Origin of the sequence: Flavobacterium poyangense (assembly GCF_011751075.1) — a bacterium.
Taxonomy (GTDB): domain Bacteria; phylum Bacteroidota; class Bacteroidia; order Flavobacteriales; family Flavobacteriaceae; genus Flavobacterium; species Flavobacterium poyangense.
The window spans coordinates 427,740-448,818 of the sequence record NZ_JAALLN010000001.1 but is presented as its reverse complement, the minus strand read 5'-3'; the positions used below and the strand labels follow the sequence as shown (position 1 = coordinate 448,818).

Below are 21,079 nucleotides of genomic sequence, written 5' to 3'. Positions count from 1 at the left end.
CCCTAATTTTAAAAATCCATCCTAACTATTAAATATCTTATTTTCTTTCCCTCTCCTTAGAAATTTTAAAACCAGTTGGAAAAGGTTTGAAAGGTTTGCTCGGAGGAATATTATTGGTTTGGTAGTCTCTAAGTTCATAAATAGGTAATTCTGAAATCATAAAATTATCTAATTCGCCTCCATGTATTTTTTGCATATCCCTTTTCCATTCTTCCTTATATGGAGCACGGATTCTAGTATCGCCATATTTTTTATTGTTACATAGTGAAACATAACAATGAATATCTAAAGTAGCTGATTTAACTAAGTGCTGATAGGTTTCTAAATCTGGATTCCAAGCGATAACAAAAAGGGCATCAATATTGCCTCTTAAGAATGCTCTGTTATTAATATCTAACAAATCGTTACAAATCAGGCCACTAAATATGAAATTGTTATGATTTATTAATAATTTTTCTTCAAAATTGGGACTTATTTTTAAATTAGCACGATTAAAAATTTCTGCACTTTCATGAATAGCTCCAATTATTTTTGATTGATAAAGAGCTATACTTCCACCAGTTTTATTACCAGTATTTAATACATATAATAATTGATTATCAGCTTCATTTTTACTTTTATCAATTTTATATTCAAGTCCACTGATTAAATTAATGCCAACAAAACCTAATTTTTCGGCGATTTGCACATATAAATGTCTCGGAAGAGCTAATTCATGAAAAACTACATAATCTATATCATTACTGTTACGAATTAAATTATTGACAATTTTTTTTAGTCTATCAAATCTATTTTTATCAGGCTCAATCAATTGACGAATCCTCGCATCAAATGACTCATCCTTCGTTAGAAAATGAGTATTACAAACTCTCGGATTGTTATGATTTTTAGCTTCAATAAAATCAATACACTCATATTGATCACCATTACGCTCAGTACTAATATAAAACCTGTGATAATATTGTTTTGCAAGTCTTGAAAAATTATCCGGATCAAATATTACTTTATTTTTAAAAGCAACTGATAATTCCAACAATGTGATTCTTCTGGTAAAGAAGTAAAAGCCAGTTGATTCAAAAATTTTATGACAATATTCATCGCAATTTCCTTCTTCACAACTACACTTCGTAGATTGAATGTTACTACTGATAAAATTCTTTAAATTTTCATTAAAAAATGTATTTGTTAAATCTTCAAAATCTTCTTCTTGTAAATTACTTGATATGTATGTAACATATTCTTCATACTTGAAATAGCAATTTTTAAATGGTATACTATGTAAGTCTGTGTTGAAATACCTTTTTACATTGTATTCAAAATTTTCATTATAGTGAATTTCATAACTCAATAATTCTAATGCATATTTTGAATTAGTTTTATGTAAGCAATTTGAACAAATCAAATTCTCGTAGATCTTCCAGTAAATAAAATCTTTTGCTTTTTTAAATTTATTACTGTTATCCTTTTTTGTGTTCTTTTCTAAAACTTCAAAAACAAGATTCAATTCAGCAAAATATTTTTTAATTAATTCATCATTACTTGAATGTATGATTAACCCAAATAGCCTAGGTACATATTTATTTAAATCAATAAAGTTTTGAATATCGTATATAAAATCATACGTAATATTTAGAAAATTATTAAGTCTAATTTGCCAAACTGTTTTTTCATAATTCTTAATATCACTTTCAAAACTTAAAATTTCTTTTATAAATTTATTTCTTTTTAAAATTAAGCCCTCAGATTTTCTTAAACTATTTACTTCGTCACACTGTTTATTTATACTTTGAAACAAATCTAAATCACTATTTTCATCATACTCAGAAGTGTCTGGCAAGAACTTCCACTCACTTGAACTCTTGTTAATAGATTTTCTTATATTATTTAGTTCTACCTTATCTTTAGTATTGTTAAAAAGGAAAATATTTTCTTTTTCTGAATTAAAAGAAAGTTTAAAGCTTTTACCTTTTAAATTTTTTAATTCACCACTTTTATCAAGTTTAAATTCTTTTAAAGAGCTTATTACTTTTTCAAATTCAAGATTATCTTTCTCACTATTATACTCAACAGCAATGATCATATCATCAACGTAACGTCCATAAAATATTGGTCTTACGTTTTGTAATATATCTTTATCAAAATCTATCAGATAAATATTAGCCAAAACTCTTGATACGTTAAGAGTAAGAGGTAATCCAAAATATCGAAAATTAATATTTTCGCTATCATAAAAATCCTTGTAGTCAGGATTATTAGCTTTATTGAATTTCTTTAGCATCAGGAATACCAAATCGTTCAAAAATTTGTCTTTTTTAGATAAGTCTTTTATATTTACTTCAATTAAGGTTTCAACTTTCTTTTGTAAATATTCAATTTCAATTAAATGGTAGTATTTTTTTAAATCAGAAGTGATCACTACTATATCTTTATTTTCAAAAGATTCAATTTTATCGAATAAATCATTTTGCCACTTTCTATAATCATTAAAGTATGGCTTATATAGGGAATGGTTTTGTTTATAGTATGGTAAGTCTAACTCGTCGTCAAACTTTTTCAGTCTACAGCCATAGACATTCTCTGGAAAACAATTATCTAATTTATACCCTATTCTATTAATCCATAAACCCCCAATTATTTGAAAAAAAATAGAGATATGACTAATATATCTAAATTCAATGCTATCCCCATTTTCATTTGAATCAAAATTAAAAAGATTTCTATTTAAATTTTCGATAGTTTTTTTAACCTTAAAATTACCTGTTGAAGTAAACCTTACCTTCTTAAATATAAAATTGGAAGTTCCTATATGATCAATGTTTTCTAAAAAAAGATTTAATAATTCATCAGAATCCCCATTCAATATATCAAATAAATAATCGATGTTTTCTAATAGATTTTCTTCAAATTCTACGATATCTTCAAGAACTATATATTCCTTTTCATTATAAAGTTCACGTTTAACTTTACGATAGGTATATAAAATTTCTTCTTTGGTAAATAAGTTATTTCTCATTCTTAACTCTTTTTATATTCAACACCTCTCTCCGCAACCATCCCCAGTTTTCCTTCAACTTCACCAACAGTAATTTGCCCATTCATCAACATTGGCAACAACCAATCACGAAGCGCAGCAAGTTCTTGGTTTTGCTTTTCATTAATTCTTATTTTTTTATATATTGGAAATGATTTTTCTTCAAATCTATTTTGTAAATTTTTATCAGGTATTAAAACATTAACAGTCCTTAATTCATCTTGTCTTATTCCAAAAACAGTGCTTCCACTTACTTTTCCCATAATTTGCGAATAACCGTTTCCACAAGAAAGTTCAAAATATAAATAAGAATGATTAACTATTTTATTATTTGATCTAATAGCGAAAACTCTTTGACTTAAACAGTATTTGGGATCTCCTATTAAATAAAAAAATTCACCACAAGGAGCCTCTGAAGTCATTAAGATATCTCCTTCTGATAATTCTTCTTTCATCCATTTAGAATAAAGTTCGCAATTGACTCTATTTGCTTCATTTAAATTGACAAGTTTCCCTTTTTTTATATGTTTTGCTGAAATAGCAATAATATCATTAATATTATCTGACCATTCATAATTTAATTTTTTTGGAGTTCTACCTCTGTAATCAATTATTCTATCAATAATATTTTCTAATTTTTTTACCTCCCAACCCTCAGGAATTTCACGTTTCAACGCATTATCCCAAACCATTTTACCACCAGAAGATTTATAAGGCTTTCCATCCTTATCAGGGAAATCAAACTGTACAAACCAATAATCATAGAAAGTCTTGGCCATAGCTTCTAACTCAGCGTTTATTTTGTTGTTAAAATCAATTTTAGCATCTAAATCGGAAAGGACTTTGGCTATTTTTTGTTGTGTAATCAATTCTATTTTTGGAACCTCAAAATCTTCTATTTGATTTTTGCTTATATGTGGAACCGATGAACCTGTTTGAGTTTTAAAAACATATTCTTCAAACCTTGGATTGTTAATTAAATAGTACAAAAAAACTTGATCATTTTTACCTAGTGATCTCAGACAAGCAACACGTTGGGCTAATAGTAAGGGTAAATCATCTTTATTTATTCTAGCTTTATTTTTACCAACTTTAGAACCGTCCATTCCGATTACAATGTCATCTGATTTTAAAAGATACTCCTCTTCTTTATCAAATTTATGATTCCAACACTTTATTGTGTCCCACCTCAATTTACCTTCAGTGATATTTTCACCTCTAACAGTTTTTATACCTTCACTTGAATATAATTCACCTTTAAATGGAAAACCTGTAATTACTTTAGCAATTTTTTTTAATTTAATTGTTTCCAAATTTCAAATTTTTCAAATTTTGTTGAATCTCCATTTCTAGCGTGTTACTTTCTTCAAACAAAGAATTTAAGTTACTTTCAAATGTTTTTATTTTATTTATAAATTCCTCCTGTGTAATATCGGAATATACAATTTTAACTTCAAAATATTGTCCAGCTGAAAAGGAATAGTTTTTGGCAATAATTTCCTCTTTTGTCACCACTACTGATAAATTTTCAACAGCCTTTTTACTATTAAATGTTTTGATAATTAAATTTTCCTCGACAGGTGTTAATACCGTACGTTGGTTTTTGCCTTCTTTTACAGTTTCTCCAAGTTTAGAAGCATCCACTAGTGTAATATGCTCACTATCGGCTTCTTTGTCTAAAAACAAAACTGATACGTTGGTTCCAGTACTAGCAAAAATGTTTGAAGGCATGCTTACTACTCCGCGCAACCATCCATTTGTAATAAGACGTTCGCGAATTTTCTTCTCAATACCACTTTGTGCTGTAATAAAACCAGTAGGCAAAACAATAGCTGCTTTACCCGTATCACTTAAGCTGTGCATAATATGCTGAATGAACAATAAATAAATGGCCATTTTATCCTTATCCTTATTTGGGATTTTCGGAATTCCAGCAAAAAATCGTTTTTTGAAGGTATCTTTATCCAATTCAGCATGAAAATCGGAGAAATCTAATTTAAAAGGAGGATTCGAAACGATATAATCAAATTTGTTATCTAAATAGGAGGGGTGTGCTATCGTATTAGTTTTAATGATATTCGGAATAGAATGTGTCAGGTTGTTTAACACTAAATTCAAACGCAACATACTACTCGATTTTTCAGATATATCTTCGGAGTAAATGGTACAATTTTCTTCCCCTATTTCATGCGCAATACTCATTAAAAGAGTTCCTGATCCTGCACTTGGATCGTATACTTTAACTCCTTTTATCGATTTTGGAACCATGATTTGGGCCATAATTCGTGCTACAGCATGAGGGGTATAATATTCAGCATATTTACCTCCTGAATCACTGTTGTAATCTTTAATTAAATATTCGAAGATTGTAGCAAAAAAATCATATTTCTGCTCAAACATATCTTCAAAAGAGAATTCAAACAATTTATTAATCAAAGCCCTAGCAAAATCATCTCTTTTAGACTTTTCTTTCAAAGATTCAATTATTTCTTCAAATAAAGTATCTTTCTCACCTGTAGATGATTTGATAGAAAAAACATCTGCATTATCTATCGAAATTTGACGTAAGGTATCGTCAAAAGTCACTCCAAAATCTGGTTTGTTTTGTATAGAAAATAAATGTGAAATGAGGTGTTCTGGCTGCAAGCGCGGAATATTTGGATCTAAAGAAGCAATCAAAAACTGATATTCTTCTTCTTTCAAATTATGTAAAGCTTCCGAGAAGTTCTTAGTTTTAGCTAGTGCAGGCATTTCTTGTTTTACTGCATAACGAAACTTATCATTTAAAAATTTATAAAGAAATATTTGAGTTATAATCTCAAATTCTTTAGGTGAGTTTCCCAAACCATAATTGGCACAAACACTTTTTAAATTATCAATAAGCGCTTTGGTCTTGGTTATGAAGTTGATGTCTTGGGTCATTTTCTATTATCGGTATTGATATTGTTGTAAGTACTCGTTTACAATTAAATTATTAATCTTTTCTGTCGTTGGAAAATCCAACGGTATGTTTTCATTTTTCTTAAATTCCTGTACTACTAATTGGAGGAGGTACCGTTTAAAAAAAGCCTCGTTTTTTAAAACATCTTCCTGTCCTTCCAGTTTGCTATCTACTTGGTGTTTTACCTGCATTAAGGCTTTGTGCAGTTGCATTTCTTTTGCATTCAATGTTTCTTTTTCACTCAGTCGTTTGTGAATACGGGTATATTTTTCGTCGTTTTCGTATTTTGCTTTAAGTAAGGCATTCTTACGATTGAGTTCTTTGGCACGGTCATAGATTTTTTGCAGTAAATGCATGTTTTCTATCATATCGGCTTGTGTCACTTCGCTTAGATTTTTCTTTTTGAAAATGCGCTCCAATTCTTCACGCAAACTTACAAATTGTGGATCAAACTGATCAAAATTCGTCTGCAATGATTCTCTTGTTTTGCGTAAAATATTTTTAAACTCATCAGCTAATATTAACTCGCTTTCATCTACTTTGATGAATTGAAAAATCACATCTTCTAAGGCGGTGTTTAATAAATTGGCAGAAGCTTCTTCATTACCAATACTTTCTACAAAATTAAGATTATCTAAACGGTTTTGTGCTTCCAGTAATAAACGGTTCCAAATATCAAAATCAGCAATGCCGTCTAAAGCGTCATATCCATTTACTGCAATAATGTTTTTTAATTCTTTGGCAGTACGCAAAGCTTTAATCAAACGCAGTAATTCCTTTTTGTCAGTTAATTGCGCAATCTGCTGGGAGAACAATTCCCGATTCTGCGTTTCGTAATGAAATAAAGTTTCTTTAATCTCCTGAATTTCCTGCTGTATTTCTTCCTCCGATTTAAACAGATACGAATACATTTCCATTTCATCTCCCAATTGCTCCTGCAATTCGTCAAAGTACATTTTGTTGGTACGGTCAAAAGCTTTAGAAATGTCTGCAAAATCTACTACATAACCGTATTGGTACTTTTTGTACGGACGATTAACGCGGGTCAGGGTTTGCAGTAAGTTATGATCCTGAATCACACGGGCAAGATATAATTTTTTTAAGCGTTTGGCATCAAAACCTGTGAGTAGCATATTGTACACAAAGAGTAAATCAACTCTCCCTTTTTTATAGGTATTGATTAATTCCTTACGAATAGTTTTGTCATTTTCATCATGCAATATTAAAGCTGCCGTTAAAATAGGTTCGTCATGATTACCATATTTAGTTGGCGGTTCAGCTGCCATTAAAATACTAGAATCAGTTTCTTGAACACCATATTTTTCCTGAAACAAACTAAACAATTCTTTGGCCTGATCAGCAGAGTCACATACTACCAAACCTCCCAAAGATGCATCTTCTGCGACACGCCTAAATTTAATTAAGTCATCAGTGATATATTTTAATAAAGGTTTGGCAAATTTTGGATGTGCATAAATTTTACGTGTATTAATATCGCCTTGTAATACTTTAATCTGATCCATCACTTCTTTCATTTCCATCTTGAAGTTTCCTTCAATTTGTTCACGAATTAGACGTAGGGTATAGCCGTCGGCAATAGACATGTTGTAGTAATATTTGTGAAAATAATTACCAAACAACATTTTAGAATCATATTCTTTTGCGACTTCCTTTAATAAAGGCGTGCCTGTTAAAGCAATAATTACAGCAGAACGATCAGAATTAATCAGATTGGCTAAATAATTACCTTTAGGATTGTAACTCCTGTGCGCTTCGTCTAAGAAATATACTCGCTGTATGTTGATATCGTAATTGATGTTACTCATGCCAATTGCATCTTCAGAAAATTTCTGAATATTGACTACAGTTATTTCCGGAACGCCACTATCATTATGAATAGCACCAACCACTTTAAGGTCTGCAATAAAATCTTGTTTGGAATTAACCTGTTTTACTTTTAAGCCCCTGTTAGCAAATTCACTCGATGCCTGAATCAATAAATCCAAACGATCGACAATAAAATAGAATTTAGGAATTACCTGTTTTTTAGCGTAGTAATCTGTGAGATGTTTTACATTGTAATACGCCAATGCTGTTTTTCCAGACCCCTGAGTATGCCAAATAATTCCTTTGTTTTGTCCTGCCTCTAATTTTGACGCAATAGCTTTTGTGGCAAATAACTGGGGATAGCGCATGATGTGCTTTTGGTATGCTATTTTACCTGTTGCCTCTTCTTCTACATACACAATAGCATATTGCAATATAAATTTCAAGCGTTCTTTACTAAACAGAGACGTTAATATACGGTTAGTTGGGGTGTTTGTCTGTTTATTAGTAATGTATTCCGGGCTGTTTTTAATAACAATTAGGTTGTTATCCTTCAATAGTTCGTTTTCTACTTTTTCGTCAATTTCTTTCTGCTTTTGGATTACAGGATAATCAACATCTTCTCTGAAATAGTTGAAATGAACTTGATCATAAGCCGGCGTGGCATAGAAAGCCCCAAAAATAGGTTCTACTATACCATCTTCGTATTCCATATTATTGGAGAAGACCAGTAATTGTGTGATGTTAGCAAAACGTCTAAAATGTTTGTTCTTAAAACGGGTATTTATTCGAGTTCTTTCTGCAATGACACCTTCTTTGTTATGCGGCTTTTTTACCTCAATAAAAGCCAATGGCATTCCGTTTATTAAAACAGTGATATCAGGTCGAAATTCTTCATCGCCCGTTTTACAAGTTAATTCAGTGGTAATATGGAAGTCATTATTGTCGAATTTTTCAAAATCAATTAGTTTAATTCCAGAAGTAGCAGTTAACCGTTCATAAAACTTCTTGCCAAGGTCTTCATAATCCAGTTCTAAGTTAATTTCGTCTAATAAACGCTGCGCTTCTTGTTCAGGAATTCCATTTAATGCTGCAATTTTTGGGATGAAAATAGAAGAAAAGATATTGTTATCTTCATTTCTATTTTGTTCATTAAGAGGTATGTATTTATACCCTAATCGAATCAAGTGTAATAAGGCGGGAATTTTTACTCGGGAATCTTCGTTAAACTTCATTCAGGATTTGATTTAAGATCAGTCTAGATGCTAAAAGTAGATGATTTTTATAAAATAACCTATATAAAAATCGAATAGACCTAAGTTAGCTGTACCAACAAAATGGAAGTCAAAGTTGTGGCATTAATACCAAGAGGGATACACTAAAGTCCAAAAACAAAAAACCTTTAAATCGTGAGATCTAAAGGTTTTATAATTAATCAGCGGAGTCACTGCGATTCGAACCATAAGTCTGAGATGCGGTTTCTATCACTTTTGATTTTAAATTTTAAATATGCCACGATTATGCCACTGATATCACAATGGATCAATTATTTTTAAAATTTATCTTATTTTTTGTAGTATAAGTGACGTTAATTATAAAAATTTACTACTGTGAATCGTTTGTTGAAACTATTACTTTTTTTGTTTAATTGTTTGAAAAACACGTGTTTATACCTATTTTGTTTTAGAATTAATTTTATAAACTTGTAGTGTATTTTAATGTACATGCAAACATCAATTCTCTCAGCCCTAAGGAATTGTAAAGACAGGAAAAAAAGATGATCCTCATCTGGTCCTTTAACTTTATCCGAAATCTTATGAAAAGCAGAGTGATTATCTTCCTAATTTTTACAGCAGCAGGGAATTGTTTTTTAAGTTATGGACAATCCGCTCAAAATGTTCCAAATTCTATTTCTATTGTTTCAAAAGCACCCATCAGCTATAGGGTGAATGTAACAAGTAATAAACTTCACGGCTATTACAAAAAAGAATATGATCTGACCATTTACGGTGACTCTTTGGTAATGGCTTTCAGAGCTGATTGTGACAAAGATGATGATTGGTCTGGTGCAACACCGGGCGGTACCACACAGACAGGCAACAGTTTTGAAACTGCGTATGGCATTGAATTTAATCCTCATATTTTATATGGGACAGTACTGCCAGCAAATCACAGGGGCCAGAATCATTTTGATGGATTAATGAGAAATGGAGCAGGCACTGGAGATTTGACTATGACCTATAAGGTAGATAAGAATAATAAAGTTGTTGATTCCATTATAGGGGTAGTTTTTGACCGTGGTCCTCAAAACCAGCCTGGAGAGTCCAGTGTTGCAGTGTACAAAAAGTTCGGTATTAGTCTAGACAGTAATCAGTTCGTATATATCATCTATCCTGGTTCTTCAAAATATGTTAAGAAGGTAATCGGACTGAAATCCAATGGAAAAGATTTGAAAAGAAAACCTACAAATACTGATTTTGGGGTGGCATTTAAAATGATGTCCCTTGAAAGTTCTGCTGCGGATATTCAAGTAAAGCAAAAGGGTCTGCTAGATCTACTGCTGACAATAAAAATCATTAACGAATTTGATCATGCCACAGTACAGGAAAAGAAAGAAGGATTACTCTGCCCCAAAAATAACGATAGAAATCTTAACCAATAATTTTTAATTTTAAAAAAAAGTATACCAATTCCAGTATAGGCCGGCTGAAAGTGTAAAATTAGCTTAATTATAAAATTAATATTATGAGTTGTTTTAAATCAGCCAACGCCGAGGTTTTGGATGTGCTGACGAAAATTGGAGAAGGAGATATGACTGAATTTTTAGACCCTTATTATTTTTTAGATGATCTCTTTCTTAGAATGGTTAACGTCTTTAAAATTCGTCTTAGCTTTTTGTAGCATAAAAGATATCAAGTCCTAATTTAAGAAACTTTGGAAAATCTAATACTTTATTCGAATTTGAGCGAAAAAATAAATTACATAAACTCACTATCTAAATTACTAGATTTTTTATCTATTAATTTAGTAATAAAATCAACCTATGAAATATTTTGTAATAATAATGAGTGGATACACACAAGCTCCAAAAGTTTATTGTGAAATACAAAAAGTAATTAAAGATAAGTATCGAGATGCAACTATTGTTTTCCCAGATTTGAAACTTACTACCTTTGCTACTTCGTCCCCAGACAATATTGTAGCATCCGCTATTAAAATTGTTGATATAGAATGGGCTAAAGAAAAAGATCCTAATAATGTTAATATTATAATTATTGGGCACAGTACGGGGGCTTTACTAGCTAGAAAACTATATGTTGTGGCGTGTGGTGAAAATAAAGACGCTCCTTTAGGGAATATTTACAGAGATCAAGATAGACCCAAAGTTTGGTCCAAATATGTTTGCCGCATTGTCCTGCTGGCAGGAATGAATAGAGGTTGGACTATAAATCCACATTTATATTCGAAAACAGCTTTCTTAATGAGGGTTGGAGTCATTTTAGGCAATCTAATGAAATTAGTGGGTCACGAACCACTTGTCTTTAAAACAAGACGCGGGGCTCCATTTATAACGCAATTGAGAATTCAATGGATCTCCATGGTTAAACATTCATTAGTGAAAGGTGTTGGTAATGTTCCTGTAATACAGTTGCTGGGGACAAAAGATGACATAATATCTCCAGAAGATAATATCGATGTATTGACTGGAAGTAATTTTATTTATTTGGAAGTTCCAAAGTCAGATCATATATCGGTATTAAAGGTATTAAGTGGAGATGATGCACTTAAAAGAAGAATAGTATTTGAAAATGCGATATCAACTCCAATAGAAGTGCTTTCAACTCAAAGCATGAGTCCTATTGATGATATTTCATTGAAAATAAATCTTGAAATTACGGATGTTGTTTTTGTTATTCACGGTATACGAGACACAGGTTATTGGACACAAAAAATTGCAAGAAGAGTTAAGTCGGTGGGAGACGGGCCAAATCGAAAATTTGCTACGGAAACATCTACCTATGGATATTTTGCAATGCTTCCGTTTTTATTTCCTTTTGAAAGAAGGAGTAAGGTAGAATGGCTAATGGATCAATATACTGAAAATCTAGTAATTTATCCTAACGCAGCATTCTCATTTGTTGGACATAGCAATGGAACATATTTGCTTGCAAAATCCTTACAAGAATATCCAATGTGCACTTTCAAAAATGTTGTTTTTGCGGGGAGTGTTGTAAATAAACAATTTGAATGGAAAGAAATGATTGCAAATAAACGAATTTGTAATTTTTACAATTTGGTAGCATCATCTGATTGGGTTGTTGCAATGTTTCCGAAGGCATTTGAAACTTTAAAATTACAGGACATTGGAAGTGGTGGCTTTGATGGTTTTACGGACCAATTAACGAACAACTATCAGTTAAAATATGTAAAGGGTGGCCATGGATCTGCTATTGAAGAAGATTACTGGGATGACATTGCGCATTTTATTGTAAATGGTTATACATCTGCTTCAATAGCAAAGCAAGCTGTTCACAAAAGACCAGTTTACATGAAAATACTTGGTTTAATTGCGCCATTACCTTTTTTGATAATATTAATTTTATTATTTTTTTGCTTTTGTATGATTTATAAAAATACCAATGGGACTGAATTTTTATTACTAGCTTTTTTGTACTTATGGATCTTAAGAAAAATAGTTATATCACTGTAGATTGATCATTACCGCTTTTTAAATATTTCATTATTTATGATAATTATCGGATGATGTTTTTCATACTAATTATTACTCCAGTACTCATGATTTTAATAAAAAAACATGTTCTTTTGAAAAGTGTGTAAAAACGAAAAAGCCTTTAAATACTAATATTTAAAGGCTTTTAATTTTTAAAGTTTCTTTTGAAGCTTCTACTGGCGGAGAAAGAGGGATACTTTTTTCTAAAAAACTCTCTAATAATACCACTTGAGCCCTCTATTTACGTTACAATAAACACTGTTATATTTATATTTTGACACAGATTTGACACAGTGTCAACCGTTAAAAGTTCCAGTATTTTCAAGTCTCACAATAGCGAAGTGGTTGTATAAAAAGCCCTCTTTATTTATCTGACTCCTTATTAAACACCCTTGTACTGTAATTATTCAACATTTCTATTTTACGCCCTCGTCCAGTAATTATTAAAAACCTTTATTTTAATAACCCTGAAAAAAGATCATTCAACACACCTACTGTACGTCCTCGTAGAGTGATTTTTTACCCCGCACCCCTTTTTATCTCCTAAACTCCCGATTTTTCTCTCTCTGTCTTTTTTTCCTTTATATCCTATATTCTTTCTTTTATAAAAAAAAAATATAAACATTATAAACAATTGTAAAATAAGTAACAAAAACAAGGCTTTAGCCCTGTTTATAAATTTGTTTACATATTTTTTTGTTTACAAAAAAAATATAAACATTTAAAAAGACAAAAGAATTAGACAGAATAGAAAACCATATAATCAATTACGACATAGCCATTTAGCTAATAGTTTTGATACGTTTTTTTTCGTCTTCGCACTCCTCTAATTTTCGTTCGACAAATTCTATTTTTTCTTTATAAAACTTTATTCGGTCTTCTAGTTCGCTAATTTTTTCGTTGCAATCACATTGCAAAAGTTTTGTACTAGTATTATCAACTCGTAACATCGCTCCTTTTCCAGTTAAAAGCCATTCAATGCTAACATCTTCAAACTTATTTGAAATATCAAGTAAAATATCTACTGATGGGTTTGTGTTTTCTTTCTTTAATCTATTTAATTTTTCGCTAGACGAATAATTCAATCCATCTAAAGCAAATTTATTAATGCTTTTAAAGCCTTTATGTTCAGATAGTTGTGCTAGTCTACTATAGAAATTATTCATTATCATTAATAATAAATTCAAATAAGTTTGTATAATTCAAATATGTTTGTAATCTTTGTAATCGAAAGCGGATAGAAATCCGCTTAAAAACAGATCAAAACCAACCTGCAAGTTACAAATTATTGGAGTACAATACTCCAATAATTTATAATTCAAAACGAGTGCCAATTATGGAAAGTACAAACGAAATTTTAGAAGTAGAATTCATTGACGGCGAAGCTCTCCCAGTGGTGTTAAAAATGTTCGATGGCAATACTATATCGATAGGTAAAAATGTTCAAGATTTTTATTTTAAGCTATTGGAATTACCCGTTAGTTATCGTTGTCAATTATTGAATTTAGATATTAATGAATTACAAAAGTTCATTAAAGAACACAATAAATACTACAATCAAAAACTGATTAATGAATTTAATAAGACTTGGTTGTGGTGCATTGATAGTGAAATTTATGACTTTCATGATAAAGAGGTAAACAATGACTTCTTTGGGGTTTTGCTGGATAAAAAGCAAATAATAGGGAAATTAAAAAGAAACACATTTGACGCATTAGCTGTATTTAGGATGTTAGATTTTTTTGAAAATAATGATGATATCAAAGAAGATTTTATAGAATAATTTTTTGTGGCAATGTATACGGAAAAATCAATTTTAACTCTTGGGAAATTCAAGTTTAAATTACTCAAAAATGTACCGAAAGAGTATTTAATTTCTATTTACGAAAACCAAAATCCATTCTATCCGGAATTATTGAAATATGTAAATGCAAATATTGACAGTATAAAAAACAAAGTTGAAACTATTGAAAATACTGTTTGCAATAAGCAAGATTATTTTAATCAGAAAATTGCAAAACAAAAATTACTTGAAATCAAGAATAATCCCCAAAGGCATAAAAAACCAATTAGAGCGTATGAATGCCATAAGTGCAGTAATTGGCACTTAACATCAAAACCATTTAAAAAAAAGTACAAACAATAAAATTTTGTTATGGAAAAATTACAAGAAAAAAAAGACTCTTCTGATACTAAAATTATGGACTTATTAATTGGTGGTCTTGGCTTACAGGTGTATGATCTATTAGGAAAAAAGCGACCTGATAAAAGACAAGATGTTAAAGATGAAACCTATAATAATCTCACTCAGGAAGATAAAGAATTTAGATTAAAGGTGAAGTTTTTTAAAGTCACTATTAAAAAAGGATTTTTTGGGAGTATACAAATTTGGGAAATGAGGGACAAACCATTATCTGATGAAGATTTGGAATCTTTTTTTACAAGTACAAGTAATAAAAATTAAGTTATGAAACCCTTAAAAAGAGGGAGTTTTACCTCCCTCACATTTCGCTAAGCAATGCTTTTTGTACTTAAACAAGCATAAGCGAGTAGCCCAATTGCAATACTTAATAGTAAAGAGTTAGGTTCGTTAAACTTGAAATTCACAACAGCATTGCCTTTCCAAACGCTCATTTGGATTGGTTCGTTTTTCATATAATAAATGGTTAAGTACGCAAGCTTCATTGCAGCGTTTAGCGAATATAAGGGTTTCTTTTTTCAAAAAGTAGATTTTTTTAACAACCGGTAGTTTCTGCAGAATGAAGCGCCGGCAAAAAAAATCTACAAGTCATCAAAGGATTGCGATAATGATAATTAACCTAAAACCAGTTGATATGTATTTAGTAAAAGAAAATGAAGTCTACAAACGTGAGCGTGAAACACAGTTTACCCTGATAGAAACAATCACTTTAAAACAACCAACTCCTTTTATCTACGAAAAGTTAGAATACGACTGGTACATGATTGTAGCACTTGAAAAAGTGGACAAAGTGACCCAAGACAGGCATTTACTAACTTCTAAACTTATACTTCGTTATCGCTGGGCAATTCGTGAAGGATATAATCATGAATTAGATCACAATTTAAAAAATAAATATGATTATCCTAGAAACCAAAATACAGTAAGAGGTATTCAAATTTATATTGAAAGAATTGAAAAAGCTTCTAACGCTGAAATGACAGCATTAAAGAATGAATAAAAGGAGTCTCATGATAAATAAGATGAAATACAGAAGATACCGATTACACCAAATGATAAAGGGTATTTATCGCTATCAATCTAGTTCAAGAATAATTTATGTACCAATCCCGGACGATCTTACAAATAAGTATCTCCGTGAGTTATCCGAAAATCACAACTATTCAATTCAATTTGAAATACCATCATAAATGATAACCTGCAATCAAAAACAGACCATAATTGAGGTACTTGGGAAACAATATTCTCCAAAAATAATTTCTCATTTATCTAGTAAGAATATATATAACTCAGACGGGCATATTTACTCTACAAGTTCTATTCAAAAAATTGTGTCAGGAAAACAACCAAACGATACTGTCGAATTGGAAATTGCAAAGCTTGTTGCAAAGGTTAAAAAGCAAAAAGAAATTTTAAATAAACTTTTGAAATAATGGCAATATTTACCCCAATACAATTGAAAACCTACGTCGAAAGAATTGAATTGCAAAAAGAGCTTTTACCACTTTCCCCAATTTTTACCTCAGACCAAAAAACGGAATTAGATAGTCTATACAATCAAATATTAGAAATCTGTTACACAACCATAGCCAAAGAAAAGTAAGTGACAGAAACAACTTTATTATAACTATTTAAGATTTACCTAACCTCAAAAGTAGATTTATTTTAATTCCTGGGCAAACTGCAGCTGAGGATCTGAGCAGAAAAAATCTACAATTTTAAACCACATGGCTAACTATAAATTTAACATTGAAACCCTTTACGAAAAAACCGATAATGGTCTTGATATTATAAAAAAATATCTGAACAACTGTGACGGTTTTAGCAAAGCGTTAGAAAATGATAAAAACGCTTTTAGATACAGGGACACAGATAAAACTGCATCCTGCTATTTAGTTAAAAATGATAAAGGCTTAAAGGGTAGTATTGGTGTTAATTATTGGCGTGTCAAGGATTTTGGAGGCGATTTTTTTACACCTATCGGAATTGCAATGGAGCAAAGCGGATTAGATTTTTATCCGTGTCTAAAAATGTTGTATGAATTTTTTAACCTTGACGGAAATAATACTTTTTTTACTGCTACTGTTGAAATAAAAACTCTTGCCGATAAAGACAAACGCCCACTAGATTGGTTTAATGTTGTAACAAAAGAACACACGCAACTAGATGTAATAGGCACTTATATTACGCCTGAATTAGCCAAAGAATATGATTTTTTTACCGTTGAATATTACGAGAAAATATTCATCAACAAAAAGACAAATCAAAAAAATTACATCAAAGTTTCGGCAACCGAAAGTTTCCCGATCTTTTGCTATATGCCTGAAAAAACATGGTGCAAAACCTATGCACCTTTTTCTAAGGATAAAAGTTTCAAACACGGTTATTTAGGTAAAAAACCTGTTCGACACGTTTACGGATTGCAAAGAATTATTAATAAATACAATGCAAAAATTGATGATTTCAACAAGCAAATAAAAAAATCAAAAGACGATAAAACTACAAATAGATTAATTGACGAACGTGACGCTTACAAAATACCTAATTGTATTGTTGCCTCTGGCGGTACTGATGGTCTAAACGTTGCAAGTTTAGATTATGATCCGATTTGGTACAACTCCGAGAGTGAGCAAATCAACTATGCAGAATACAGCCAGTTAAAGGAAATCTGTAAAAACATATACAATCTTCCTGACCTTGACGAAAATGGCGTTAAATACGGCTATGAAGTCGCTGAGAAATTTTGGAATATGAAAAGTATTTGGTTGCCAAAAGAAAAACTCGGTAGCAACGGAAAGGATTTTAGGGACTGGATGAAATTCTACAAAAAAGCCGATTTAAGCGCTGTAAAATTCCAGTTTGGAAACCTGCTTACTGGTGCGCTAAAAATGAAATTTTTTGAAAAACACGAAAAAACAAAACGTTGGTCTGTTAAAACTTCTTACTTGCATTATTTCCTTAAAATCAAAGGTTTTCATTTGTATTACCCAGAGAAAAAATACACTGAAAAAACGGGAGTTCAGGAGTTCATTTTTATACGAATAAACGAACATATTGTAGAACAATATTTCCCGAACGATATTCGTAAATTTTCTGAAATGTACCTTATCGAAAAAGGACAGCCAATTGAGGTAATTGACCTTATTAAAAATACCGACCAATTCAATGAAACAAAGCTTTTATCGATGGATAAAATAGTTTTGGATTTCAAAAACTATACAGAAGAAACTCAAACATTCTTTTATAAAAATCAATTTGCAACTATTTCTAAAGATGGTATCGAATTGAAACCTTATAAGGATTTGAAAAATTATGTTTGGGATTACAGGATAGTTGATAAAACTATTTTTGCCGAAAAATCAAGTTTTAGACACTACAAAGATGACAATTGCAATGATCGTGTAGAAATATTGCAACACGATTGCGACTTTATGAATTATCTAATTAACGGTTCTCGCATGTCTTGGAGAAAAGAGTTAGAAGAACCTTTCGGAGATTTTACAAATAATAAAGAGCTAAAGGAAGCTAAACAAAAATATCATAATGAAAACCGCTTTAATCTTTCGGCTGAATGTTTGACAGAGAATGAGCGATTAATACAGGAAAAGCATTTCTTAAATAAATGCTTTGGCATCGGCTATTTGTTACATCGTTACAAAATAGAATCTTTTGCAAAATTCATTTACATAATGGATGATGCACCAAAAGAAAGTGAAGAAGACAGTAACGGGCGTTCCGGTAAATCAGTTTTATTAAATGGTATAGATAAGCTATTAAATAATCATTATTACATCAATGGAAAGTCAAAGAACATTACTACAAATTCGCACTTACTGGACGGTTTTACAAAAGAAAACGATTATTTGCGAATTGAAGATATTGACCAATATTTAGGCGTAGAATTTTTCTATAACTGGGTTACGGGTCCAATTTCTGTAAATCCAAAAACAAAGAAGCCTTACAATGTTGAGTTCCACGATGCGGGAAAAATGGCTGCAACTTCAAATTTTGGTATCGGTAAAATTAATCAATCTACATTGGGACGTTTGTTCTTTATTTCTTTTTCAGATTACTATCACGTAAAAACTGATAAATACAATGAAGAGCGTAAAATCTCGCATGATTTCAATAATAAAGATTTGTTTTCAAGCTATTGGGATGAAAAGCAATGGAACAAATTTTACTTTTTCTTAATGGAATGCTGTCAGTTGTATTTGTCAAATAGAGACAATGAATTGCAAGCCCCACAAAACAATATTCATTTAACCAATATTCAGGCTTCAATGGGTGAAAACTTTATGAACTGGTGTGAGGGCTATTTTACGTATTCAATGATCGATGAAGATAGCGAGACTAAAGAAGTTGTAAACGGCACTCTAAATCAATTTTTATTGCGTGACGAAGTACAAAAGGCTTATACCCTGCATGCGGGCGAAAAGTACAAAAAAACTGCAACAAACTTTAAAAAGAGCTTACAGGCATATTGCGATATGAAACAGTGGACTTTCAATCCTGTTGAGTATTTAAGTGCCGATAAAAAAACAATTAAAAAGCCACATACCAACGAAAAAGGAAAGCGAAACATTCTTGAATTTTTCTATGTGCGAACCAATGATGTTGAAGTAAAAACACCTAAAGAAAGAGAATTGCAATTAGGCGAACGCCCAGACGATTTACCATTTTAAAACAAAATATTATGAAAGAAGTAATTCATGACAACACAATTGAAATTTTGGGACTAACAAGAAATCAGGTGCTAAAGATAGTACTTGAATGGTACACAAATGGAATGTATCCCGATATTCTTCAAGATGAAGACGGTTTTGATTTGGAAGAAATAATTGAACAACAATTATACTGATTTTCTCATTATGGCAACGTATGTATTTATGAAATTAAGAGAGGCAAAAAAAGAAGATTTCGCCGACCAATGGGGACGCAAAAGAATTGGTGCAATTTATTTTCAACAGTCTGTTACAGGTGCTATTTGTACGCAACCGTTTTATTTTACAGAGGAAACAGATTTGCTAACATTCCGGGAGTTGTACACGCATAATCAGATATACGTGCCGTTAGGGCTTTTCGATGAAATTGAAGTAGTAAAAGAAAAAGAACAATCCACAACACAATAAAAATTGCAACTATGAAAACATCAAGATTACGCAGGTTATCTATTTGCATAACCGATTTAGAAAATATACCACCTGAAAAAATAACCATTGCAGGAAACGGCAAAAAATACACAAGTTTAACCACATGGGATTATGGAGATGAAAACACAAACGATCATGATTTTAGTGTTTCAGTTACTAGGACACCACAGGAAAAAAAAGACGGTATTCCAATTATGTATATCGGAGGCGGTCTAATAATTGGCTATTAAATATAAACTAATACTAAAAGTAGATTTATTTCGATTCCGGAACAAACTGCAGCTGCGGATCAGAGCAAAAAAAATCTACACTAAAAAAATAACAACATGATAAAGAAAAGTACTTACATCCGAAGTTTTACACCATCACAACAAAAACAACTTGAGAAGGTTGCAAAAGAACAGAATTTTAAAACTACTCCTGAAATATTATTTTTTGCATTGGATAAATATTTGGAACAAAAAAAAGAAATAGAAAAATTAAATGAAAATATTGATTCCAAAAAACAAGAAATTTTCCAACTGAATTTAAAAATTGATTTTTTTAAATCAGCTTCAAAAAAAATACATGAATTAAGTGACTTCCTGAAAAAAGAAAAAAAATAAAATCATCAATCAAAAAACGAGCAATAAATCAAATCGACCAACTACTCAAAACCTAATATTTATGAATCTCAAAACTTTAAATTATATAAGAAACAAAGCCCAGTTACAAGATTTATTTATTAGCCAATTTACAGCCGATTATATTAGAAAAGAAATACACGAAATTTTAAAAGAGACCCGAAAAAATGTAACCGAAGGCGCAAGATTATTTGCTAAAAACATATCCACTTTTGAAGCTATTGTATTTATTGACCGCAATGGAGTTCCTGACGGCTTTATACTTTCGGAGGAATTAAAAATTAAGTTGGATGAATATCGCAAATCCTTTGCAAAGGAAAAAGCATTACAAAAGCAACTATCAAATACAATACTATAAACGATGGCAGTAAAATCTAGTAACCAAACAAACGCTTTAATAAATCGCAGCTTTATTATTCGTGTATTGGAAAATCACAAAACAAATCCAATCAAAAATACAAAATTAACCTCTGCAAACAAGCTTTCGGGCTACTTAAATGACGAAGAAATTAAAATAAAGCTTTTTAAGAAGGTATTAGAGGGCGAGAAGGATAAATATACCTTTCTAATAA

The 21,079-nt window shown here is 30.9% G+C and carries 21 protein-coding genes; 15 read left to right on the top strand and 6 right to left on the bottom strand.

The window, feature by feature from the left end; all coding sequences use genetic code 11:
- Positions 1–37: 37 nt before the first annotated feature.
- Genes G3A47_RS01850 through G3A47_RS01835 form a run of 4 tightly spaced genes read right to left on the bottom strand, consistent with a single transcriptional unit; the run spans position 38 to position 9,034 of the window.
- Complete coding sequence (locus tag G3A47_RS01850) at positions 38–3,013, bottom strand: RNA-directed DNA polymerase (RefSeq protein WP_166919872.1); 2,976 nt, start codon at positions 3,011–3,013, stop codon at positions 38–40.
- 2 nt (positions 3,014–3,015) lie between these two features.
- Positions 3,016–4,344, bottom strand: a complete 1,329-nt coding sequence (locus tag G3A47_RS01845) for a restriction endonuclease subunit S (RefSeq protein ID WP_166919870.1) — start codon at positions 4,342–4,344, stop codon at positions 3,016–3,018.
- Positions 4,331–5,953, bottom strand: coding sequence for an HsdM family class I SAM-dependent methyltransferase (locus G3A47_RS01840; protein WP_166919868.1), 1,623 nt, complete (start codon positions 5,951–5,953; stop codon positions 4,331–4,333). Before G3A47_RS01840 ends, G3A47_RS01845 begins: the two co-directional genes overlap by 14 nt.
- A gap of 6 nt (positions 5,954–5,959) precedes the next feature.
- A complete protein-coding gene (locus tag G3A47_RS01835) occupies positions 5,960–9,034 on the bottom strand; it encodes a type I restriction endonuclease (protein ID WP_166919866.1) in 3,075 nt (1,024 codons plus the stop codon).
- 581 nt (positions 9,035–9,615) lie between these two features.
- On the opposite strand from G3A47_RS01835, the gene G3A47_RS01830 reads away from it, so the two are divergent.
- The 3 genes from G3A47_RS01830 (at position 9,616) to G3A47_RS01820 (ending at position 12,510) form a co-directional block, all read left to right on the top strand.
- Positions 9,616–10,461 (top strand): hypothetical protein, encoded by an 846-nt coding sequence (locus G3A47_RS01830; RefSeq protein WP_166919864.1) that lies wholly within the window; start codon positions 9,616–9,618, stop codon positions 10,459–10,461.
- A gap of 83 nt (positions 10,462–10,544) precedes the next feature.
- Entirely contained in the window at positions 10,545–10,700 is a 156-nt protein-coding gene (locus tag G3A47_RS01825) for a hypothetical protein (RefSeq protein WP_166919862.1), read from the top strand.
- A 142-nt stretch (positions 10,701–10,842) separates the two neighbouring features.
- Positions 10,843–12,510: an alpha/beta fold hydrolase gene (locus G3A47_RS01820; RefSeq protein WP_166919860.1), complete on the top strand. Its 1,668-nt coding sequence runs from the start codon at positions 10,843–10,845 to the stop codon at positions 12,508–12,510.
- 803 nt (positions 12,511–13,313) lie between these two features.
- Here the strand turns inward: G3A47_RS01820 and G3A47_RS01815 are convergent.
- The gene (locus tag G3A47_RS01815; protein ID WP_166919858.1) at positions 13,314–13,697 is read right to left on the bottom strand and encodes a hypothetical protein; all 384 of its coding nucleotides are present in this window, start codon (positions 13,695–13,697) and stop codon (positions 13,314–13,316) included.
- Between the two features lie 170 nt (positions 13,698–13,867).
- Here G3A47_RS01815 and G3A47_RS01810 point away from each other — a divergent pair, with 170 nt between their 5' ends.
- Genes G3A47_RS01810 through G3A47_RS01800 form a run of 3 tightly spaced genes read left to right on the top strand, consistent with a single transcriptional unit; the run spans position 13,868 to position 14,995 of the window.
- A complete protein-coding gene (locus G3A47_RS01810) occupies positions 13,868–14,314 on the top strand; it encodes a hypothetical protein (RefSeq protein WP_166919856.1) in 447 nt (148 codons plus the stop codon).
- 12 nt (positions 14,315–14,326) lie between these two features.
- On the top strand, positions 14,327–14,677 hold the full coding sequence (locus G3A47_RS01805; RefSeq protein WP_166919854.1) for a hypothetical protein: 351 nt from the start codon (positions 14,327–14,329) through the stop codon (positions 14,675–14,677).
- A gap of 9 nt (positions 14,678–14,686) precedes the next feature.
- Positions 14,687–14,995, top strand: coding sequence for a hypothetical protein (locus G3A47_RS01800; RefSeq protein ID WP_166919852.1), 309 nt, complete (start codon positions 14,687–14,689; stop codon positions 14,993–14,995).
- 47 nt (positions 14,996–15,042) lie between these two features.
- Here G3A47_RS01800 and G3A47_RS01795 read toward each other — a convergent pair whose 3' ends face one another.
- The gene (locus G3A47_RS01795) at positions 15,043–15,186 is read right to left on the bottom strand and encodes a hypothetical protein (protein WP_166919850.1); all 144 of its coding nucleotides are present in this window, start codon (positions 15,184–15,186) and stop codon (positions 15,043–15,045) included.
- A 179-nt stretch (positions 15,187–15,365) separates the two neighbouring features.
- On the opposite strand from G3A47_RS01795, the gene G3A47_RS01790 reads away from it, so the two are divergent.
- The 9 genes from G3A47_RS01790 (at position 15,366) to G3A47_RS01750 (ending at position 20,865) form a co-directional block, all read left to right on the top strand.
- Positions 15,366–15,731 (top strand): hypothetical protein, encoded by a 366-nt coding sequence (locus G3A47_RS01790; protein ID WP_208328330.1) that lies wholly within the window; start codon positions 15,366–15,368, stop codon positions 15,729–15,731.
- A gap of 190 nt (positions 15,732–15,921) precedes the next feature.
- Complete coding sequence (locus G3A47_RS01785; protein WP_166919848.1) at positions 15,922–16,164, top strand: hypothetical protein; 243 nt, start codon at positions 15,922–15,924, stop codon at positions 16,162–16,164.
- The gene (locus G3A47_RS01780) at positions 16,164–16,334 is read left to right on the top strand and encodes a hypothetical protein (RefSeq protein WP_166919846.1); all 171 of its coding nucleotides are present in this window, start codon (positions 16,164–16,166) and stop codon (positions 16,332–16,334) included. Before G3A47_RS01785 ends, G3A47_RS01780 begins: the two co-directional genes overlap by 1 nt.
- 124 nt (positions 16,335–16,458) lie before the next feature.
- Positions 16,459–19,416, top strand: a complete 2,958-nt coding sequence (locus G3A47_RS01775) for a primase-helicase family protein (protein ID WP_166919844.1) — start codon at positions 16,459–16,461, stop codon at positions 19,414–19,416.
- An 11-nt stretch (positions 19,417–19,427) separates the two neighbouring features.
- A complete protein-coding gene (locus G3A47_RS01770) occupies positions 19,428–19,592 on the top strand; it encodes a hypothetical protein (RefSeq protein ID WP_166919842.1) in 165 nt (54 codons plus the stop codon).
- A 28-nt stretch (positions 19,593–19,620) separates the two neighbouring features.
- The gene (locus G3A47_RS01765; RefSeq protein ID WP_166919840.1) at positions 19,621–19,863 is read left to right on the top strand and encodes a hypothetical protein; all 243 of its coding nucleotides are present in this window, start codon (positions 19,621–19,623) and stop codon (positions 19,861–19,863) included.
- Between the two features lie 11 nt (positions 19,864–19,874).
- On the top strand, positions 19,875–20,114 hold the full coding sequence (locus tag G3A47_RS01760) for a hypothetical protein (protein ID WP_166919838.1): 240 nt from the start codon (positions 19,875–19,877) through the stop codon (positions 20,112–20,114).
- A gap of 96 nt (positions 20,115–20,210) precedes the next feature.
- Complete coding sequence (locus tag G3A47_RS01755) at positions 20,211–20,489, top strand: hypothetical protein (protein WP_166919836.1); 279 nt, start codon at positions 20,211–20,213, stop codon at positions 20,487–20,489.
- 61 nt (positions 20,490–20,550) lie between these two features.
- Positions 20,551–20,865 carry a hypothetical protein gene (locus G3A47_RS01750; protein WP_166919834.1) on the top strand — a complete coding sequence of 105 codons (315 nt, stop codon included), beginning with the start codon at positions 20,551–20,553 and terminating at the stop codon, positions 20,863–20,865.
- Positions 20,866–21,079: the final 214 nt, after the last annotated feature.